Origin of the sequence: Curvibacter sp. AEP1-3 (assembly GCF_002163715.1) — a bacterium.
Lineage (GTDB): Bacteria > Pseudomonadota > Gammaproteobacteria > Burkholderiales > Burkholderiaceae_C > Allorhodoferax.
Genome location: NZ_CP015698.1, coordinates 4,300,622 through 4,319,005, shown reverse-complemented (window position 1 = coordinate 4,319,005; position 18,384 = coordinate 4,300,622). Strand labels below are relative to the sequence as shown.

Genomic DNA, 18,384 nt, shown 5'->3' with positions numbered 1-18,384 from the left:
GCCATGAACGCACTTCAGCTTCTGCAGCACCCCACCCGCCACCTATTCTTCACCGGCAAAGGCGGCGTGGGTAAAACCTCGCTGTCCACCGCAAGTGCGATGACGCCGGCCGACAGTGGCAAGCAGGTTCTGCTGGCGGCAAGACTGAACGGCGAGCTATTGCAGATGACCCCCATTGCACAAGGACTGTCCGAAAACAGCTATATCGTCCCCAGGATGGTCGAGCGGCCGGTAGGCCTTGCTACGCTGGGGGAGTTGACTTTGCTATCAAAAGAGTAGCTGCTCGCGCGCACTCCACCGACGCTAGAGATACTTTTTAATCAAAACTTGGCAGCTGCCTTGCGAAAACCCAGCCGCTTCAAACGCAGCGCCGCTGCACAGGCCAACGTAACACCCAGCAGCACTTCCGCCCAGATCGTGAAATTGGTTGTCAGCGTGTGCTCCGAGCACAGGGCCAGGGTGTAGTGCAAGAGCCCGTCCACCCCTAACAAGCCATAGGCAACCAACAAAACGGCTGCCAACCGCGACCAGCCCAAGTGGCGGGCGATCAAAGACAGCCCCCCCACACCGGCAACCGCCAGCCAAGCCAGATAAACCGACTCACGCGTCATCCATACCGGCAAGCCGGGATAGAACGCGATGTATTCGGCGTTATGCGCAAAGTGCGTGAGGCTGGCGAGGGTGTAGAGAACGAAGAGAAGGGACATGCGTAAAGTCAGGCAGTAGCGCTTGGAACTCAGTGATCTTTGTTCGTGATGACCTTGTCACCGCGGCGTGGCTTACCGGCGCGGCCGGCTTTAGACCAGTCGTAGTCCTGGCCGTCGGGCGTCTTGCCGTCCACCACTGCGTCCACGCCCTGCTTGCCCACGTTTTGCGGGTTCTCGCTGGCCATGGTCACAAAAGTGTAGCCGGCATCGCGCTTTTCCTTGGTGATCTGCAGGGCCTGCACCAGGTCTGCGGTTTCTGCACCGTGAGATTGGCCCTCGGTGTCGGTCCAGTAGATTTTGAACATGGGGAGCCCTCTTCAAGTCTGCGCTTGGCTGTTCAGTCCAGCCACTTTTGCATGAAGCCGGCCTGCCCCATGGCGGGGTCCAGCTCGTAGTAGGCAAAGCCCACGCGGCGATACAGCTTTTCGGCGCCCGTGTTGCCCGACAGCACTTCCAGCGTGAGCTTGCAGGCGCCGCGCTCGCGTGCGATGGTCTCAGCCAAGGCCAGCATCTGTTCAGCTATGCGTTGGCCGCGGTAACCCGCCAACACGGCCACATCGTGCACGTTGACCAGTGGCAGGCATTTGAAGGTCGAAAAACCTTCGATGCAATTCACCAGACCCACTGGCACAGAGTCATCAGCCGATGCAAAGGCCAGCACGCTGTAGGCTTGCGGACGCGCCGCCAATGCCGGCACCAACTGCGCCTTTGCAAAGTCGCTCAGGGGCTCACCGCCACCCATGGGGTCGCTGGCGTATGCGTCCAGCAGCATGACCAGCGCCGCTGCATGCACAGGGTTGGCGTAATCAGCACGCACGACGCGAATAGGGTGACTCATGACTCAGGCCTTCAAGGTGTCTGCAATGCGCTGGGCGCAGCTTTGGGCCAATGCCGCATCGCGAGCTTCGACCATCACGCGCACCAGAGGCTCGGTGCCGCTGGCGCGGATGAGCACACGGCCGCTGTCGCCCAAAGCGGCTTCAGCGGCTTTGGTTTCTTCGGCCATGCGGGTGTTGCTCTTCCAGTCCTGACCGGGGGTCAGACGCACATTGATCAGGGTCTGGGGGAACAGGGTCACGCCGGCCAGCAACTCGGCCACGGTCTTGCCGCTACGCGCGCAAGCTTGCAGCACCTGCAAGGCGGATACCAGCCCGTCGCCGGTGGTGTGCTTGTCCAGCGCGAGCAAGTGACCAGAGCCCTCGCCACCCAAGATCCATTTGTGCTTTTCCAGCTCTTCGAGCACATAACGGTCACCCACCTTGGCCCGCACGAACTGCACACCACGGGCCTTGAGGGCCACTTCCACCGCCATGTTGGTCATAAGCGTGCCCACTACACCGGGCACATGTTCATCGCGGCCCAAGCGGTCATCTGCCATCAAATACAACAACTCATCGCCATTGAACAACCGGCCGCTGGCGTCTACCAATTGCAGCCGGTCCGCATCGCCATCCAGCGCCACGCCGAAATCCGCACGGTGGTCTTTCACAGCCTGCACCAGCGCTTCAGGGTGGGTGGCGCCCACGCCTTTGTTGATGTTGAGCCCGTCCGGCGAGCAGCCGATGGCAATCACTTCGGCACCCAGCTCGTGAAAGACTTTGGGCGCAATGTGGTACGCCGCGCCATGGGCCGCGTCCACCACGATCTTCATGCCCTTCAAGGTCAGGTCATTGGCGAACGTGCTCTTACAGAACTCGATGTAGCGGCCGGCTGCATCGTCAAGCCGGCGACTCTTGCCCAAATGGGCGGATTCCACCCACACGGGTGGTTTCTCAAGGGCTGCTTCCACCGCCAGCTCCCAGGCGTCAGGCAGCTTGCTGCCTTTTGCACTGAAGAACTTGATGCCGTTGTCGGCAAACGGGTTGTGGCTGGCACTGATCACCACGCCCAATGAAGCACGTTGCGCGCGGGTCAAATAAGCAACGCCAGGTGTGGGCAAGGGGCCCAAAAGCACCACGTCCACCCCCGCAGAGTTGAAGCCGCTTTCCAGCGCGCTTTCCAGCATGTAGCCGGAAATGCGGGTGTCCTTGCCGATCAGCACCGTGGGGCGAGCCTCGGTTTCCTTAAGCACATGGCCTACGGCATGCGCAAGGCGCAGCACAAAGTCGGGGGTGATGGGGGCTTGGCCCACGGTGCCGCGTATGCCGTCGGTGCCGAAATATTGTCGTCCCATGATGGAATTCCTGTTCTGTTATGTATTTGCGGGAGCAGCTGTGGAGCGTGGGGGCATTTCTTCAGCCTGCATGGCAGCCAGCACCCGCAGGGCGCTGACCGTATCACGCACATCATGCACGCGCACCACATGCGCGCCGTTCTGCACAGCCAGCACCGCTGCTGTGACGCTGGGCGCACGGCGCAGTTCGATGTTCATGCCGGCCGCTTGCGCCAAAGAGGTGTGAGTGACCGCCGCCAGCGACGATTTGCGGGACCAACCCGCCAACACCACATAGCCTTGAGGAACGGCCTGTGCCTGGCGTGCGAGGAGTGAAAAATTTTGTTGCACCGTTTTGCCGAAACCAATGCCCGGATCGAGGCAAATACGAGCCTGATCAATGCCTAGCACACGCAGATCCTGCGCGAGCAGCTCTAAAAATGATAGCACTTGGGGCACCACGTCGCCTTCCATGGGCGCGACCTGCATGGTCTGTGGGTCACGGTGCATGTGCATCAGACACACGCCGCAATTGGGGTGCGCTGCGATGACGTCTTTGCCGGTCTTGCCCTGTGCATCGCCCGCCCAGCGCAACGCCCACACGTCGTTGATGATGTCGGCGCCCAGGTCCAGCGCAGCCTGCATGACGGCCGGCTTATAGGTATCCACTGACACCGGCACCCCGAGAGTGACCGCATGCCGGATCACCGGCAAAACGCGGGCGAGCTCTTCCTCTTGCGAGACTGGAGGCGCGCCCGGGCGGGTGGACTCTCCACCGATGTCCAGAACGTCTGCACCATCCTTGAGCAGAGTCTCGCAATGCGCCATTGCCGTCTGACTAGTGGCATGCAAGCCGCCATCAGAAAACGAGTCCGGCGTGACGTTAACAATCCCCATGACGCGTGGGCGGCTGAGGTCAAGCGAGAAACGGGTAGTTTGCCAATGCATAGCGTTTGATTATCCCCAATGACAACAGGGCCCGAAGGCCCTGTTGTCACGTGATCACTAGCGAATCAAGCCGCGTTGGGTGCGGGGTCTGCCGCTACGGCAGGGGCTCCACCACTTCCACCACCGCTATTGGGCGGAGTACGGGGCGTCCAGTCCTTGGGAGGATGGGGCTCACGGCCGGCCATGATGTCGTCCAATTGGTCGCTGTCGATGGTTTCCCACTCCAGCAGGGCCTTGGCCATGGCGTGCATCTTGTCCTGGTTGTCTTCAATCAGCTTGCGGGCCAAAGAGTATTGCTGGTCGATGATGCGGCGCACTTCCGAGTCCACCTTTTGCATGGTCTGCTCGCTCATGCTGGTGGTCTTGGTCACGCTGCGACCCAAGAACACTTCGCCTTCATTCTCGGCATACACCATGGGGCCCAAGGCGTCGGTCATGCCGTAGCGGGTCACCATGTCGCGAGCAATCGATGTCGCGCGCTCGAAGTCGTTGGAGGCACCAGTGGTCATCTGATTCATGAACACTTCTTCGGCAATACGGCCACCGAACAACATGCTGATCTGATTCAGCATGTATTCGCTGTCATACGAGTAACGGTCTTGCGCAGGCAGGCTCATGGTCACACCCAAGGCACGGCCGCGGGGAATGATGGTGACCTTGTGCACCGGGTCGCACTTGGGCAACATCTTGCCAATCAAGGCATGACCGGCTTCGTGGTAGGCCGTGTTCTTGCGCTCTTCTTCGGGCATGACCATGGACTTGCGCTCAGGTCCCATGATAATTTTGTCCTTGGCCTTTTCGAAGTCCTGCATTTCGACCAGTCGCGCATTGCGGCGCGCGGCCATCAGGGCGGCTTCATTGCAAAGGTTGGCCAGATCAGCACCGCTCATGCCGGGGGTGCCGCGGGCAATCACGCTGGCGCTCACGTCTTGGCCCAAGGGTACTTTGCGCATATGAACGTTCAGAATCTGTTCACGGCCACGGATGTCGGGCAGTGTCACGTAGACCTGACGGTCGAAACGTCCGGGGCGCAGCAAAGCGGCATCCAGAATGTCAGGGCGGTTGGTGGCAGCCACCACGATCACGCCGACGTTGGTCTCAAAGCCGTCCATCTCCACCAGCATCTGGTTCAGGGTCTGTTCGCGCTCATCGTTGCCGCCACCCAAGCCAGCACCACGTTGACGGCCTACGGCGTCAATTTCATCGATAAAGATGATGCAAGGTGCGTTCTTTTTGGCGTTCTCGAACATGTCGCGCACACGGGATGCACCCACGCCAACGAACATCTCCACGAAGTCGGAGCCAGAAATGCTGAAGAAAGGCACCTTGGCTTCACCGGCAATCGACTTGGCCAGCAAAGTCTTGCCGGTACCGGGAGGGCCCACCAATAACAAACCGCGAGGAATGCGTCCGCCGAGTTTCTGGAACTTGCTGGGGTCCTTCAGGAAGTCGACGACTTCCTTCACTTCCTCTTTGGCTTCGTCGCAGCCTGCCACGTCGGCAAAAGTCACAGTATTGGTGTTTTCGTCCAACAAGCGGGCCTTGCTCTTGCCGAAGCTGAAGGCTCCGCCTTTGCCGCCGCCTTGCATCTGCCGCATGAAGTACACCCACACGCCGATCAACAGCAACATGGGGCCCCAGCTGACCAGCAGTGTCATGAGCAAAGAGCCTTCTTCGCGGGGCTTGACGTCAAATTTCACGCCGTTGTTGATGAGGTCACCCACCAGACCGCGGTCCAGATAAGTGGCCGTGGTGCGTACCTTGCGGTCGTCCGCTGTGACGGCCAGGATCTCGGTTCCGCCCTGCCCTTCCTGGATGATGGCGCTCTTGATCTGCTTGTTCCGCACCTGTTCCAAGAAATCGGAATAGCCGACCGTGCCCGACGCTGCGGTGCGTGAGTCAAATTGCTTGAACACGGTGAACAGCACCAAGGCGATCACCAACCACACTGCAACTTTAGAAAACCACTGATTATTCAAGCGAAGCTCCAATAAGGACGCGAAGGCCCGTGCTCCGCGTACATGGGACCCATTTTAGGCCTTTCAAGCAAGCGGCACCGTTTTTTACGCTATCGCGGCCATAGAAACTGCATGGGTTTAGTCAACCCAGGCTCAAAAACCCTTGAGACCCAGCCCGATGAGAAAGGTTTCTGACGAACGGTCGCGCGAGGCTTTGGGTTTGAGCGGCTTGACCGTGACAAACGCCTGCTTGAAACGCTGCACCACCTCGTTGTAACTGCCGCCATGAAACACCTTGGCGACCAAAGCCCCTTGGGGCTTCATGTGGTTCTGGGCAAATTCAATAGCCAGCTCAACCAGGTATTCCACCCGGGCGGCATCAGCCGACGAAATACCTGAGAGGTTAGGCGCCATATCCGACACCACCAGATCCGCCTTCTGCCCGCCCAGGGCTGCCTCAAGCTTCGCCAAGGTTTCGGCTTCCCGGAAGTCACCCTGGATAAAGGTCACCCCCTCAATGGGCTCCATCGGGAGCAAATCCAGGCCGATGATGGTGCCGTTCATTTCACCGACCGCCGCCCCTTGGGGTGACATGCGGCGGCGCAGGTACTGGCTCCAGGCACCGGGCGTGCACCCCAAGTCCACCACCAACTGCCCCGGCTTGACCAGGTGCAGGGCTTCGTCAATTTCCTTGAGTTTGTAGGCTGCGCGGGCGCGATATCCCTCTTTGTTTGCGAGCTTGACGTAAGGGTCATTGATATGGTCGTGCAACCATGCCTTATTGACCTTTTTGTTGCCCGCCTTGTTATCGGGCTTGTTACTTTTGCTCTGCGTTTTCATTGCGTTGATAATACCCACATGCCTCAAATCCAATTGACACCCGCTCAGCGCAAAGAACATCGCGCTGAAGCCCACCACCTGGACCCCGTGGTTCTGGTCGGTGGCGATGGCCTGACTGCCAACGTAAAAAAAGAAATCGACGCTGCCCTGAACGCCCACGGACTGATCAAAGTCCGCGTGTTTTCTGATGACCGCACTGCCCGCGACGAGATGTTCAAAACCCTGGCGGAAGAACTCAATGCTGCGCCCATCCAGCACATCGGCAAACTGCTGGTGCTCTGGCGCCCCAAGCCGGCCAAGGAAAAAGCGGTTGACGAAGACCGCATGCCCGGCCCTCGTGACTTCAAGGTCTTGAAGTTCGGCCGCCCAGGCACCCGCCCCGAAGTCAAGACACTGCGCGTACTGGGTAACCAGCGCCTCACACCCGGCGGCAACATCAAGCGCGCCAAGCCGAAGCCGAAGACCAGCGTCAAGAAACGCAGCCAGACCTGATACGGATTTTTCTACTGATAACCGGAGCCCAAAGCTCCGGTTTTTTTATGCCTGAACGTCGCTCCCGGCATTCGCAGGCAAGAGTGCACTGATCATTTTCTTGAACACCACCAGCGCGCACACCCACTGCGCGAAGTACATCACGCTACCCAAGCGGTGCCACAAGGCCAAGTTTTCTCGGGCAACGATGCGGGGTGCCACTGCCAGCTCCACCAACAAGGCCAGCAAAACTCCACCCACTACAAAAAGTGTAGCTGCCCGCGCAGATTCCACGGGCACCAACAGGCGATTTGACCTGAAAGTCATCAGAAGCATGGCACCGCAAGCCACTGAAATCCAAGTCTGGGCACTGAAGAGTTTGGCCGCCATCTGGCCGGCCATGGCCGGGGGAGGCAGGTGCACAAACAACATGGGCACCACCATAAAACCCAGCATCGTCAGGCTCATGGCCCACGCTGCCGCTAACCAGACCGGGAGTTGCCGCATCAGATGTAGTGAACCGCAACGACCTCGTAGGCGCGCTCGCCACCGGGGGCTTGCACGACGGCGGTATCGCCAACTTCTTTGCCGATGAGGGCTCGGGCAATCGGACTGCTGATGTTAATCAGACCTTGCTTCAGATCCGCCTCGTCTTCCCCGACGATCTGGTACTTGACCTGCTGGCCACTGTCTTCGTCTTCCAGCTCGACCGTGGCACCGAACACCACACGTCCGTCGGCCTGGATGGTGGACGGATCGATCACTTGGGCGGCAGACAATTTGCCTTCGACCTCCTGAATGCGGCCTTCAATAAAGCCTTGGCGCTCTTTGGCGGCATCATAGTCCGCGTTTTCACTCAGGTCGCCCTGCGCACGGGCTTCGGCAATCGCCTGGATTACCGAGGGACGCTCTACGGTCTTGAGTTTGTGTAGCTCGGCCTTGAGCATTTCAGCGCCGCGCTTGGTAATGGGATAGGTTGCCATGGTGTCTCTAGCCAGGTTTTATGGAGCCTCAAAGTACAAGGACAGTGCGGCGCTTGCGCGCGGCACTGTCCTATGCGGTTGGCCTCGATTATGCCAAGTAATTGGCCCCCCACGCTTGCCACTTCGTTGGCTGCGCTGCCCCACCGAGGGGGCCGCGATTTACTTTGGGACGACCCGGCGGTAAAACCTGAAAAGTTTAAGCAGTGAGTTCTGCGTGCATCTCCTGCACAGAGATTACGCCCAAGCTATCCAGATACTTCATGCCCTCTACGGCAGCCTCAGCACCTGCAATGGTGGTGTAGGTAGTCACACGGGCCAGCAAGGCGGAGGTACGGATCAAACGCGAGTCCGCAATCGCATTGCGGCGCTCTTCCACGGTGTTCACCACCATGGAAATTTCTTCGTTCTTGATCATGTCCACAATGTGTGGGCGGCCTTCGGTCACTTTGTTGACCACACCGCAGGTCACACCAGCAGCGTTGATGGCCGCCGCAGTTCCCTTTGTGGCCACCACTTCAAAGCCCAGGGACACCAGCTTGCGAGCAACTTCCACAGCGCGGGGCTTGTCAGTCTGCTTCACCGAGATGAAAGCCTTACCACCGCGAGGTAACTTGGCGCCCGCGCCCAACTGGCTCTTCACAAAGGCTTCGCCAAAGGTCTTGCCCACACCCATCACCTCGCCGGTGGACTTCATCTCAGGTCCGAGGATGGTGTCCACACCGGGGAACTTGACGAAGGGGAACACGGCTTCTTTCACGCTGAAGTACGGCGGAGTCACTTCTTTGCTGATACCCTGGCTCGCCAAGGACTGGCCGGCCATGCAACGTGCAGCCACCTTGGCCAATTGGATGCCCGTGGCCTTGGAGACAAATGGCACGGTACGACTGGCGCGGGGGTTCACTTCCAGCACGTAAATCACATCTTTGCCGTCCACGTTCTGGATAGCGAACTGCACGTTCATCAAACCAACCACGTTCAGGGCACCGGCCATGGCTTTGGTCTGGCGCTTGATCTCGGTCACGGTATCTGCATGCAGGCTGTAGGGCGGCAAGGAGCACGCGGAGTCGCCGCTGTGCACACCGGCTTGCTCGATGTGTTCCATCACGCCACCGATAAAGGTGTCGCCGGTCGCATCGCGGATGCAATCCACATCGCACTCAATAGCGTCGTTCAGGAAGCGGTCCAGCAGCACAGGGCTGTCATTACTCACCTTCACGGCTTCGCGCATGTAGCGCTCCAGGTCGCGCTGCTCGTGCACGATTTCCATCGCACGGCCACCCAGCACATAGCTGGGGCGCACGACCAGCGGGTAACCCAGAGCAGCTGCCTTTTCCAGGGCCTCAGCTTCGGTACGGGCCGTGGCATTGGGTGGCTGACGCAGATTGAGTGCGTGCAGCAGCTTCTGGAAGCGCTCACGGTCTTCGGCCGCGTCGATCATGTCGGGTGTGGTGCCGATGATGGGCACTCCGTTGGCTTCGAGGTCCAGCGCCAACTTCAAAGGCGTCTGACCACCGTACTGCACGATCACGCCGACCGGCTTTTCCTTGTCTACGATTTCCAGCACGTCTTCGAGCGTCAAGGGTTCAAAGTACAGACGGTCAGAAGTGTCGTAGTCGGTCGATACGGTTTCGGGGTTGCAATTGACCATGATGGTTTCGTAACCGTCTTCGCGCATGGCCAAGGCAGCGTGCACGCAGCAGTAGTCAAACTCGATACCCTGGCCGATACGGTTGGGACCACCGCCCAGCACCATGATCTTCTTCTTGTCGGTTGGCGCAGCTTCGCACTCGGAGCCATCTGCCTCGTAAGTGGAGTACATGTATGCCGTGTTGGTCGCGAACTCGGCGGCACAAGTATCCACACGCTTGTAGACGGGGCGCACACCCAAAGCACGGCGCTTTTCGCGTACCGCCTTGTCTGTGGTCTTGAATTGCCGGGCCAAGCGGCGGTCCGAGAAGCCTTTTTGCTTCAGAGCACGCAGTGTGGGCGCATCAATCTTGTCTAGCGCAGAGCCGCTGGCGGGCTGGGGCAGACGTTCGATTTCGAGTTCCAGCTTCACGATCTGCTCGATCTGCACCAAGAACCATGGGTCGATTTTGGTCAACGCAAACACTTCGTCCACGCTCATACCTTGGGCGAAGGCATCGCCCACGTACCAGATGCGCTCTGGGCCGGGTTCGCCCAACTCTTTTTCTAGCACTTCACGGTCCTGGGTCTTCTCATTCATGCCGTCCACGCCCACTTCCAGGCCGCGCAAGGCTTTCTGGAAAGACTCCTGGAAGGTACGACCCATGGCCATCACCTCACCCACCGACTTCATCTGGGTAGTCAAGCGGCTGTCAGCCGCAGGGAATTTTTCGAACGCAAAACGCGGAATCTTGGTGACCACATAGTCGATGGAAGGCTCGAACGACGCGGGGGTAGCACCACCGGTAATGTCGTTGCGCAGTTCGTCCAGCGTGAAGCCCACCGCCAGCTTGGCCGCGACCTTGGCAATTGGGAAACCCGTCGCCTTGGAGGCCAGTGCGGAGGAACGCGACACGCGCGGGTTCATCTCGATCACCACCATGCGGCCGTCTTTGGGGTTGATGGAGAACTGCACGTTCGACCCACCCGTATCCACACCGATTTCGCGCAGTACCGCCAAAGAGGCGTTGCGCAAAATCTGGTATTCCTTGTCGGTCAGCGTCTGTGCGGGTGCCACGGTAATGGAGTCGCCGGTGTGCACGCCCATGGGGTCCAGGTTTTCGATCGAGCACACGATGATGCAGTTGTCCGCCTTGTCGCGCACCACTTCCATCTCGTACTCTTTCCAGCCGAGCAGAGACTCTTCAATCAGCAGCTCGTTGGTAGGCGAAGCCTCCAAGCCGCGCTTGCAGATGGTTTCGAATTCTTCGGAGTTGTAGGCGATACCGCCACCGGTACCACCCAAGGTGAAGCTGGGGCGAATCACGGTAGGGAAGCCCAGCGTCTTTTGCACCGCCCAGGCTTCTTCCATGCTGTGGGCAATACCTGATCGCGCAGAACCCAGACCGATTTTGGTCATGGCGTCCTTGAACTTGAGGCGGTCTTCCGCCTTGTCGATGGCTTCAGGCGTTGCGCCGATCAGCTCCACCTTGTACTTGTCCAACACGCCGTGATGCCACAGGTCCAGCGCGCAGTTCAACGCGGTCTGGCCGCCCATGGTGGGCAAAATCGCGTCAGGCTTTTCCTTGGCGATGATCTTCTCGACGGTCTGCCAGGTGATGGGCTCGATATAAGTCACATCGGCCGTGGCAGGATCGGTCATGATCGTGGCAGGGTTACTGTTGATCAGGATGACCTTGTAGCCCTCTTCACGCAACGCCTTGCATGCTTGCACGCCGGAGTAATCGAACTCACAGGCCTGCCCGATGATGATGGGGCCGGCGCCGATGATGAGAATGCTTTTGATGTCGGTACGTTTTGGCATGGTGGGCTCTTAGCTTTAGGGCTTTTTACTCTTGAATCAATTCAATCGGGGTCAGTTCAGGCTGGCGGTTGCCAACTTGGCGCCGAACCAGACAAACAGGCCACCCACAGCACTGGACAAGGTGGCGCTCAGCCGCTTCCGACGGCTGAAACCTTGGGCCAGGCGGGCGCCTGCAAAAATCAGGGCAGACAGATACAACGCACTGAACACCATGATGATGGCGCTCAGAATCAGGAATGGCACCGCCGGGGTGTCGTAACCGGGATCGATGAACTGCACGAAGAAGGAAAGCAGGAACAGAATCGCCTTGGGGTTCAGCAAGCTGATCACCAGCGCTCGCTTGAAAGGCTGTTGCAAGTTGCTTGCGGCTTCTGCCACGGCAGCTTCGGCCGCAACCGGAGCCTCGCTACGCCATTTGCGGATGGCTGCGATCACGAGGTTGACACCCACCCAAGTCAGGTAGGCAGCACCCGCGTACTTCACTACCATGAACAAGGCGGGGTAAGTACGCAACAAACCTGCTGCCCCCAGCGCAGTGAGTAGCAGCAAGATGGTGTCACCTACAAACACGCCCATGGCGCCCTGGTAACCGGCCTTGACTCCGCGCACGGTAGCCACTGACAGGACGAACAATGAATTCGGGCCGGGCAACAAAATGATGCCCAAAGCGCCTATCACGTAGGTCCAGAGATCAGTGACGCCGTAAAAGCTCATGCTGCTCAGCCTGCTTTCTTTTCCATCTCTGTGATGAAGCGGTCAAACAGGTAGCCGATGTCGTGCGGACCCGGCGATGCTTCAGGGTGCCCCTGGAAGCAGAAAGCCGGCTTGTCAGTGCGCTCCAGACCCTGCAAGGTGCCGTCAAACAAGCTGACGTGCGTGGGGCGCAGGTTGGCAGGCAGGGACTTCTCATCCACCGCAAAGCCATGGTTCTGGCTGGTGATGGACACGCGGCCGCTGTCCAGGTCTTTGACCGGATGGTTGGCACCGTGGTGGCCGAACTTCATCTTGAAGGTCTTGGCACCGCTGGCCAGCGCCATGATCTGGTGACCCAGGCAAATGCCAAACGTGGGGGTGCCGGTCTCGATCAGTTCTTTGGCCGCAGCAATCGCGTAATCGCAAGGCTCCGGGTCACCGGGGCCGTTGGAAAGGAAGATGCCGTTCGGGTTGAGCTTGAGCACCTCGGCAGCGGAGGTCTGAGCAGGTACCACCGTCACCTTGCAGCCGCGCTCGGCCAACATGCGCAGAATGTTTTTCTTCACACCGAAGTCATAGGCTACGACATGGAATTTGGGGGCGGTTTGCTGGCCGTAGCCTTGGCCCAGGGTCCATTCAGCCTCCGTCCACGCATAGCTGCTGGCGCTGGAAACCACCTTGGCCAAATCCAAGCCCGCCATGCTGGGCGCGCCTTTGGCGGCAGTCACGGCTTTTTCAATGGCTTCCTTGGTCACCGTTTCGCCGGCAGCCAATGCCATGATGCAGCCGTTTTGCGCGCCTTGCGTGCGCAGCTGGCGGGTCAGCTGGCGGGTGTCGATGTTGGCAATCGCCACGGTGCCTTCAGCGACCAGGTACTCGGTCAGCGTCTGGGTCTTGCGGAAGTTGCTGGCCACCAAGGGCAGGTCCTTGATGATCAAGCCGGCGGCGTGGACCTTGTTGGACTCCACGTCTTCGGGGTTGATACCGTAGTTGCCGATATGGGGGTAAGTCAGGGTGACGATCTGCTGGCAATAGCTGGGATCGGTGAGGATCTCCTGGTAGCCGGTCATGGAGGTGTTGAACACGACTTCACCGACGGTAGAGCCTGCGGCTCCAATGGAATTGCCAATGTAGACCGTGCCGTCTGCGAGCGCCAGGATGGCGGGTGGGGTGGTTCCCTTGAGAGACAAAAGCACTGGTTTCTCCGAATGTTTTACGGGTACGCCCAAACGCGCTCAAGACAGGCTCTTGGCGGGTGCCGCGCGGGATGTGACTCCTGGCGGATGCTTTTTACGAGGGAATGTGCAGAGGTGCGCTTGGGACGGCTGTTTTCTGGAAAGCCTCTGATTATAGCCGAGGGCAAACCCGAATTCAGTTTCAGGCAAGCTTCAAGCTGCTGGCATGCAAGCAAATGGCCGCTGCCGCTGCCACATTGAGGGACTCTTCCCCGCCCGGCTGGCCTATGCGCGCGAAAACCGAGGCTTTGGCCATGAGCGCCTCGGAGACGCCCTGCCCTTCGTGCCCCATGGCCCAAGCACAGGGGTGAGGCAATTCCAGTTTTTGCACCAGATCGCCTTGGTGCGAGCTGGTTACCACCATAGGGACTTTCAATGGATCCAGATCTTGCAGCTCCAGCCCCTCGATCAATCGAAGGCCAAAGTGCGCGCCCATGCCGGCCCTCAATACCTTGGGGCTCCAAAGCGCGGCCGAACCTTTGAGCGCGAGCACCTGACGAAAACCGAACGCCCCGGCACTGCGCAGTATGGACCCCACGTTCCCGGCATCCTGCACCCGGTCGAGAATGACGGTGGCGGCCAAGGGTTCGATGCTTACCGCCTCAGGCAGGTCGAGCACAAATCCGACCTTGGCAGGCGACTCCAGCCCACTGATTTCGCGAAACAAGGCATCCGGAATCACTACTGTTTTAATAGCTGCTCGCGCATACTCCACGGGCGCTGCAGGCCAGAAAGACTCAGAAACCGCCAGCACTGATGGGACCACGCCCCGCGCCAGTGCGGCACTGCACAAGTGGTCACCCTCAATCCAGAAGCGCCCCGCCTTGCGGTACGCGGTGTTGTCGTTGCTGAGCTTGCGCAGCTCTTTGAGGAGCGCGTTCTCGCGGGAGCTGATGAGGATGGGTTCGGACATAAAGGCTTTAGAGCACGCGGGTCACCGGCGCAAAAGTTTTGCGATGCTCAGGGCAGGCACCGTGGGTCTGCAAGGCGGCCAGGTGTTCGGCAGTGCCATAGCCCTTGTGGGTGGCAAAGCCGTATTGGGGGTATCGAGCGTCCAACTCGGCGCACCAACGGTCGCGGGTGACCTTGGCGAGGATGGAGGCAGCAGAAATGGCGGGCACCGTGGCATCGCCCTTGACGATGGCTTCAGCCAACACATCCAGTACCGGCAGGCGGTTGCCATCGACCAGCACCTTGGCCGGCTTGAGGCGCAGACCTTCTACCGCGCGACGCATGGCGAGCAGCGTAGCTTGCAGGATGTTGATCTCGTCGATCTCTTCCACACTGGCCTGTGCGATGGAGCAGCACAGGGCTTTGGCGCGGATTTCGTCAAAGAGCTTTTCTCGGCGCGCAGCGCTGAGCTTCTTGGAGTCGTTCAATCCCGCAATCGGGCGCAGATCATCCAGAATGACAGCAGCAGCCACTACCGGCCCGGCCAAGGGGCCGCGACCGGCCTCATCCACTCCGGCTACCAGTCCCGGAATGTCCCAGCTGAAGGCCACTTGCTGCACCTTGGCAGCGACGGTGCTTTTAGCTTTGGAGGACTTTTTCAATGGCATCGGTGGCAAGGGAGGCGGTGTCGCGCAGCAACTCGGTGTGCAGCGCGCGGAAGGTGGATTCGAGAGTGGCTATTCTCGCAGGCTCTTGACGCGCCGCATCCAACCATTGCAAAACACCGGCCGCGAGTGCTTGCGGTGTGGCCGCGTCCTGCAGCAGCTCAGGTACCACAAAGTCACGGCACAAGATATTGGGCAAGCCTACCCACGGCTGCAAGCGCTTGCGACGCATGATCTGCCACGATAACCAAGACATGTGGTACCCGATCACCATGGGGCGCTTGAACAGGGCGGCCTCCAGGGTGGCAGTGCCGCTGGCGATCAGGGTGACGTCACAAGCGGCCAAAGCAGTATGGGACTGGCCTGTCAGCAGCTGCAAGCGCCCGGCCATACCACTGCGCTGTGCAATCGCCTCGATTTCGGGCAACAGTCCCGGCACGGCAGGAACTACGAATTTGATAGCAGGTCGCGTAGACTGGATAAGCGCCGCAGCCCTAAAGAACCTGAAAGCCAAGTGACGGATTTCTGACTGGCGACTGCCCGGCAGGATGGCTACCACCTCGTCGGCATCAGAGAGACCCAGCGCACGCCGCGCGGCTGCCCTGTCCGGCTCCATGGGAATGACATTGGCCAAAGGATGGCCCACATAGGTCGCGGCGATCCCATGTGAGGCGAGCAATTCCGGTTCGAAGGGAAAAATGCACAGCACATGGTCGGTGCTGCGGCGCAATTTTTCCACCCGCTCCGGGCGCCAGGCCCAGATAGAGGGGCACACGAAATGCACCGTCTTGACCCCCTGAGCCTTGAGGCGGGCCTCCAGATCAAGATTGAAGTCAGGCGCATCGACGCCAATGAACACATCCGGCTTATGGACCAAAAGCCGATCACCCAATGCAGCGCGGATACCCACGATTTCACGGTAACGTCGCAACAGCTCCCAGCTGAAGCCATGCACTGCCAACTTGTGGTGTGGCCACCAAGCTTGGAAGCCCAGCTTGGCCATCTGCGGGCCGCCTATGCCGTGAGCGATCGCTCCCTGCCAGCGTTGACGCACGCCTGCCAGTAGCAGCCCCGCCAGCAAGTCGCCGGAAGCCTCGCCCGCCACCATCGCGATGACAGGCGCATCCTTCGCACGGGGGCTGCTGTCCATCACAAGCAGTGAACGCTAACGCTCAGCGCACGATGCCGCGGTTCGCGGATACGCCGGCCAGGAAGTCGTTCATCATCGCCACGTCAGGCGCAGTTTCAGGGCGCTCCAAGACCATGGTGGCAATGCGCTCTTTGGCCTGCTCCAGCGTGAGGTCGTCCCGGTACAAAGCTTTATGAATCGCCTTCACGCCGGAAATACGCTCCGGGGTCCAGCCACGGCGACGCAGACCTTCAAAATTCATGGACCGCGCGCCGGCCGGTTGGCCTTGGCACATCACAAACGGAGGCAGGTCTGCAAACAGCAAGGAGCACATAGCGCTCATGCTATGCGCGCCCAAACGGACAAACTGATGCACCACGGTGAAGCCACCCAGAATCACCCAGTCGCCCACATGCACGTGGCCGGCAAGCTGGGAGTTATTGGCAAAAATCACGTTATTGCCCACCATGCAGTCGTGTGCAAGATGAACGTAGGCCATGATCCAGTTGTCGTTTCCCACTTTGGTAACGCCGGCATCCCCGGGGGAGCCGATGTTGAAGGTGCAAAACTCACGAATGGTGTTGCGGTCGCCGATGATCAGTTCGCAGGGCTCACCGGCATACTTTTTGTCTTGCGGAATCGCCCCCAGAGAGTTGAACTGGAATATCCGGTTGTTCTCACCGATGGTGGTGTGTCCCTCGATCACGCAGTGCGGTCCCACCGTGGTGCCGGCACCGATTCGCACATGAGGCCCGATGACGGTGTAAGGACCGACCGTGACCGAGCTGTCGAGCGCAGCACCGGGCGCTACGATGGCGGTAGGGTGAACGTTTGACACGCCCCACCCCTTAGCTGATAGCGCGCATGGCGCAGGTCAACTCCGCTTCGCAGGCCAACTCGGTGCCGACCGTAGCGCTGGCCTTGAACTTGAAAATTCCGGCTTTCATGCGCAACATTTCCACATTCAAGTGAAGCTGGTCACCCGGCTCAACAGGGCGCTTGAAGCGGGCGCCGTCAATACCAGCGAAGTAGTAGACCATCTGGTCATTGGGCGCAGTGTCCAAGGCATCAAACGCCAATAGCGCTGCTGCCTGAGCCAATGCTTCGAGCATCAACACACCCGGCATCACCGGCCGATGAGGGAAGTGGCCTTCAAAAAAAGGTTCGTTGATGGTGACGTTCTTCAGCGCCTTGATGGTCTTGCCTTTGTCCAACTCCAGCACACGATCCACCAATAAGAAGGGGTAGCGATGCGGCAGTTGCTTCAGAATTTTGTGGATATCCATCATGGCTTGTTCTCTTTTTCTAAGGTTTTAATTCGGTCGCGCAAACTATGAAGCTGCTTCAAAGAAGCTGCGTTGCGTTCCCAGTTTGCATTTTCATCGAGCGGGAAGATCCCGGTGTAGTTGCCCGGCTTGTGAATCGACTTGCTGACCACAGTAGCTGCCGAGATGTGCACACCGGAAGCCAGGGTGAGGTGCCCCAGAATGATTGCGCCGCCACCTACCGTACAGTGAGACCCGATGGTCGCAGAACCTGCGATACCGACACAACCTGCCATGGCGGTATGCGCCCCTATGCGCACGTTGTGACCGATCTGGATCAGGTTGTCCAGCTTCACGCCATCTTCGATGATGGTGTCACTCAACGCACCTCTGTCGATGCAGGTGTTGGCACCAATTTCCACGTCGTTTCCGATACGGACTGCACCCAGCTGTTCAATTTTTTCCCAGCGCCCGCCGTCAGGCGCAAAGCCGAAACCGTCCGCACCGATAACCACACCCGAGTGGACGATGCAACGGTCCCCGATATGGCAATCCTCGCCCAAGGTGACGCGGGACTTCAATATGGTGCCTTCGCCTACCGTTGCGCCGGCCTCGATGACACACAAAGGTCCGATGCGGGCCGTTGCAGCAATATGGGCTTCGGGGTCTACCACCGCGCTGGGATGAATGACTGGAATACCCAATGCATCACGGGAGGTCCGCTGGCGCCAGAACTGAGTCAGACGGGCGAAATAAAGGTACGGATTGGGTGTAACGATGCACGGCCCTCGGGCCGATGCTAATGCCGCCATAGCGGGGCCCACAATCACACAGCCCGCAAGCGACTGTGTAATTTGCTTCTGGTATTTGGGGTTACTGAGGAAACTGATGTCTGTACCGGAGGCTGACTCCAAGGGAGCCAGTCCGGAAATCAACACATCGCCAGACCCGACAAGCTCGCCACCCAGTTGTTCAACGAGCGTAGCGAGAGAAATT

The 18,384-nt window shown here is 59.4% G+C and carries 20 protein-coding genes; 2 read left to right on the top strand and 18 right to left on the bottom strand.

What is annotated here, in order from left to right; all coding sequences use genetic code 11:
* Positions 1-3: 3 nt before the first annotated feature.
* Complete coding sequence (locus tag AEP_RS21420; RefSeq protein ID WP_087497058.1) at positions 4-279, top strand: ArsA-related P-loop ATPase; 276 nt, start codon at positions 4-6, stop codon at positions 277-279.
* Between the two features lie 41 nt (positions 280-320).
* Here AEP_RS21420 and AEP_RS20220 read toward each other — a convergent pair whose 3' ends face one another.
* The 7 genes from AEP_RS20220 to AEP_RS20190 all read right to left on the bottom strand — a co-directional run bounded on the left by AEP_RS20220 (position 321) and on the right by AEP_RS20190 (position 6,605).
* On the bottom strand, positions 321-707 hold the full coding sequence (locus AEP_RS20220; RefSeq protein ID WP_087497057.1) for a hypothetical protein: 387 nt from the start codon (positions 705-707) through the stop codon (positions 321-323).
* A 29-nt stretch (positions 708-736) separates the two neighbouring features.
* The gene (locus AEP_RS20215) at positions 737-1,012 is read right to left on the bottom strand and encodes a hypothetical protein (RefSeq protein WP_087497056.1); all 276 of its coding nucleotides are present in this window, start codon (positions 1,010-1,012) and stop codon (positions 737-739) included.
* A 32-nt stretch (positions 1,013-1,044) separates the two neighbouring features.
* On the bottom strand, positions 1,045-1,545 hold the full coding sequence (locus AEP_RS20210) for a GNAT family N-acetyltransferase (RefSeq protein ID WP_087497055.1): 501 nt from the start codon (positions 1,543-1,545) through the stop codon (positions 1,045-1,047).
* Between the two features lie 3 nt (positions 1,546-1,548).
* On the bottom strand, positions 1,549-2,880 hold the full coding sequence (gene glmM, locus AEP_RS20205) for a phosphoglucosamine mutase (RefSeq protein WP_087497054.1): 1,332 nt from the start codon (positions 2,878-2,880) through the stop codon (positions 1,549-1,551).
* Positions 2,881-2,898: 18 nt separating this feature from the next.
* Positions 2,899-3,807 carry a dihydropteroate synthase gene (gene folP / locus AEP_RS20200; protein WP_087497053.1) on the bottom strand — a complete coding sequence of 303 codons (909 nt, stop codon included), beginning with the start codon at positions 3,805-3,807 and terminating at the stop codon, positions 2,899-2,901.
* Positions 3,808-3,872: 65 nt separating this feature from the next.
* Positions 3,873-5,786, bottom strand: a complete 1,914-nt coding sequence (gene ftsH, locus AEP_RS20195; protein WP_087497052.1) for an ATP-dependent zinc metalloprotease FtsH — start codon at positions 5,784-5,786, stop codon at positions 3,873-3,875.
* 132 nt (positions 5,787-5,918) lie between these two features.
* On the bottom strand, positions 5,919-6,605 hold the full coding sequence (locus AEP_RS20190) for an RlmE family RNA methyltransferase (RefSeq protein ID WP_087497051.1): 687 nt from the start codon (positions 6,603-6,605) through the stop codon (positions 5,919-5,921).
* Positions 6,606-6,623: 18 nt separating this feature from the next.
* On the opposite strand from AEP_RS20190, the gene AEP_RS20185 reads away from it, so the two are divergent.
* Positions 6,624-7,097, top strand: a complete 474-nt coding sequence (locus AEP_RS20185; protein WP_087497050.1) for a YhbY family RNA-binding protein — start codon at positions 6,624-6,626, stop codon at positions 7,095-7,097.
* A 45-nt stretch (positions 7,098-7,142) separates the two neighbouring features.
* Here AEP_RS20185 and AEP_RS20180 read toward each other — a convergent pair whose 3' ends face one another.
* From AEP_RS20180 to lpxD, 11 genes are all read right to left on the bottom strand, one after another.
* Positions 7,143-7,583, bottom strand: a complete 441-nt coding sequence (locus tag AEP_RS20180; RefSeq protein ID WP_087497049.1) for a DUF4149 domain-containing protein — start codon at positions 7,581-7,583, stop codon at positions 7,143-7,145.
* Positions 7,583-8,059 carry a transcription elongation factor GreA gene (gene greA, locus AEP_RS20175; RefSeq protein WP_087497048.1) on the bottom strand — a complete coding sequence of 159 codons (477 nt, stop codon included), beginning with the start codon at positions 8,057-8,059 and terminating at the stop codon, positions 7,583-7,585. The genes AEP_RS20180 and greA overlap by 1 nt, the downstream gene beginning before the upstream one ends.
* Positions 8,060-8,255: 196 nt before the next feature.
* Entirely contained in the window at positions 8,256-11,510 is a 3,255-nt protein-coding gene (carB, locus tag AEP_RS20170; protein WP_087497047.1) for a carbamoyl-phosphate synthase large subunit, read from the bottom strand.
* Between the two features lie 51 nt (positions 11,511-11,561).
* Positions 11,562-12,224: a leucine efflux protein LeuE gene (gene leuE / locus AEP_RS20165; RefSeq protein WP_087497046.1), complete on the bottom strand. Its 663-nt coding sequence runs from the start codon at positions 12,222-12,224 to the stop codon at positions 11,562-11,564.
* 5 nt (positions 12,225-12,229) lie between these two features.
* The gene (gene carA, locus AEP_RS20160; protein WP_087497045.1) at positions 12,230-13,399 is read right to left on the bottom strand and encodes a glutamine-hydrolyzing carbamoyl-phosphate synthase small subunit; all 1,170 of its coding nucleotides are present in this window, start codon (positions 13,397-13,399) and stop codon (positions 12,230-12,232) included.
* 181 nt (positions 13,400-13,580) lie between these two features.
* On the bottom strand, positions 13,581-14,351 hold the full coding sequence (locus AEP_RS20155) for a TrmH family RNA methyltransferase (RefSeq protein ID WP_087497044.1): 771 nt from the start codon (positions 14,349-14,351) through the stop codon (positions 13,581-13,583).
* Between the two features lie 7 nt (positions 14,352-14,358).
* Positions 14,359-14,997 (bottom strand): ribonuclease HII, encoded by a 639-nt coding sequence (gene rnhB, locus AEP_RS20150; protein ID WP_087497453.1) that lies wholly within the window; start codon positions 14,995-14,997, stop codon positions 14,359-14,361.
* Positions 14,969-16,144, bottom strand: a complete 1,176-nt coding sequence (gene lpxB, locus AEP_RS20145) for a lipid-A-disaccharide synthase (RefSeq protein WP_442873344.1) — start codon at positions 16,142-16,144, stop codon at positions 14,969-14,971. Before lpxB ends, rnhB begins: the two co-directional genes overlap by 29 nt.
* Before the next feature lie 22 nt (positions 16,145-16,166).
* Entirely contained in the window at positions 16,167-16,961 is a 795-nt protein-coding gene (lpxA, locus tag AEP_RS20140; protein ID WP_087497043.1) for an acyl-ACP--UDP-N-acetylglucosamine O-acyltransferase, read from the bottom strand.
* A 10-nt stretch (positions 16,962-16,971) separates the two neighbouring features.
* Positions 16,972-17,412, bottom strand: coding sequence for a 3-hydroxyacyl-ACP dehydratase FabZ (fabZ, locus tag AEP_RS20135; RefSeq protein ID WP_087497042.1), 441 nt, complete (start codon positions 17,410-17,412; stop codon positions 16,972-16,974).
* Positions 17,409-18,383 carry a UDP-3-O-(3-hydroxymyristoyl)glucosamine N-acyltransferase gene (lpxD, locus tag AEP_RS20130; RefSeq protein WP_442873375.1) on the bottom strand — a complete coding sequence of 325 codons (975 nt, stop codon included), beginning with the start codon at positions 18,381-18,383 and terminating at the stop codon, positions 17,409-17,411. The genes fabZ and lpxD overlap by 4 nt, the downstream gene beginning before the upstream one ends.
* Position 18,384: the final 1 nt, after the last annotated feature.

Coding starts and splice junctions, on each gene's coding strand:
- AEP_RS20190 (WP_087497051.1), bottom strand. CDS start 6,605: ATGAAAACGCAGAGCAAAAGTAACAAGCCCGATAACAAGGCGGGCAAC.
- AEP_RS20180 (WP_087497049.1), bottom strand. CDS start 7,583: ATGCGGCAACTCCCGGTCTGGTTAGCGGCAGCGTGGGCCATGAGCCTG.
- AEP_RS20215 (WP_087497056.1), bottom strand. CDS start 1,012: ATGTTCAAAATCTACTGGACCGACACCGAGGGCCAATCTCACGGTGCA.
- fabZ (WP_087497042.1), bottom strand. CDS start 17,412: ATGATGGATATCCACAAAATTCTGAAGCAACTGCCGCATCGCTACCCC.
- greA (WP_087497048.1), bottom strand. CDS start 8,059: ATGGCAACCTATCCCATTACCAAGCGCGGCGCTGAAATGCTCAAGGCC.
- leuE (WP_087497046.1), bottom strand. CDS start 12,224: ATGAGCTTTTACGGCGTCACTGATCTCTGGACCTACGTGATAGGCGCT.
- AEP_RS20210 (WP_087497055.1), bottom strand. CDS start 1,545: ATGAGTCACCCTATTCGCGTCGTGCGTGCTGATTACGCCAACCCTGTG.
- AEP_RS20185 (WP_087497050.1), top strand. CDS start 6,624: ATGCCTCAAATCCAATTGACACCCGCTCAGCGCAAAGAACATCGCGCT.
- AEP_RS21420 (WP_087497058.1), top strand. CDS start 4: ATGAACGCACTTCAGCTTCTGCAGCACCCCACCCGCCACCTATTCTTC.
- glmM (WP_087497054.1), bottom strand. CDS start 2,880: ATGGGACGACAATATTTCGGCACCGACGGCATACGCGGCACCGTGGGC.
- folP (WP_087497053.1), bottom strand. CDS start 3,807: ATGCATTGGCAAACTACCCGTTTCTCGCTTGACCTCAGCCGCCCACGC.
- rnhB (WP_087497453.1), bottom strand. CDS start 14,997: ATGCCATTGAAAAAGTCCTCCAAAGCTAAAAGCACCGTCGCTGCCAAG.
- carB (WP_087497047.1), bottom strand. CDS start 11,510: ATGCCAAAACGTACCGACATCAAAAGCATTCTCATCATCGGCGCCGGC.
- lpxB (WP_442873344.1), bottom strand. CDS start 16,144: ATGGACAGCAGCCCCCGTGCGAAGGATGCGCCTGTCATCGCGATGGTG.
- AEP_RS20220 (WP_087497057.1), bottom strand. CDS start 707: ATGTCCCTTCTCTTCGTTCTCTACACCCTCGCCAGCCTCACGCACTTT.
- AEP_RS20155 (WP_087497044.1), bottom strand. CDS start 14,351: ATGTCCGAACCCATCCTCATCAGCTCCCGCGAGAACGCGCTCCTCAAA.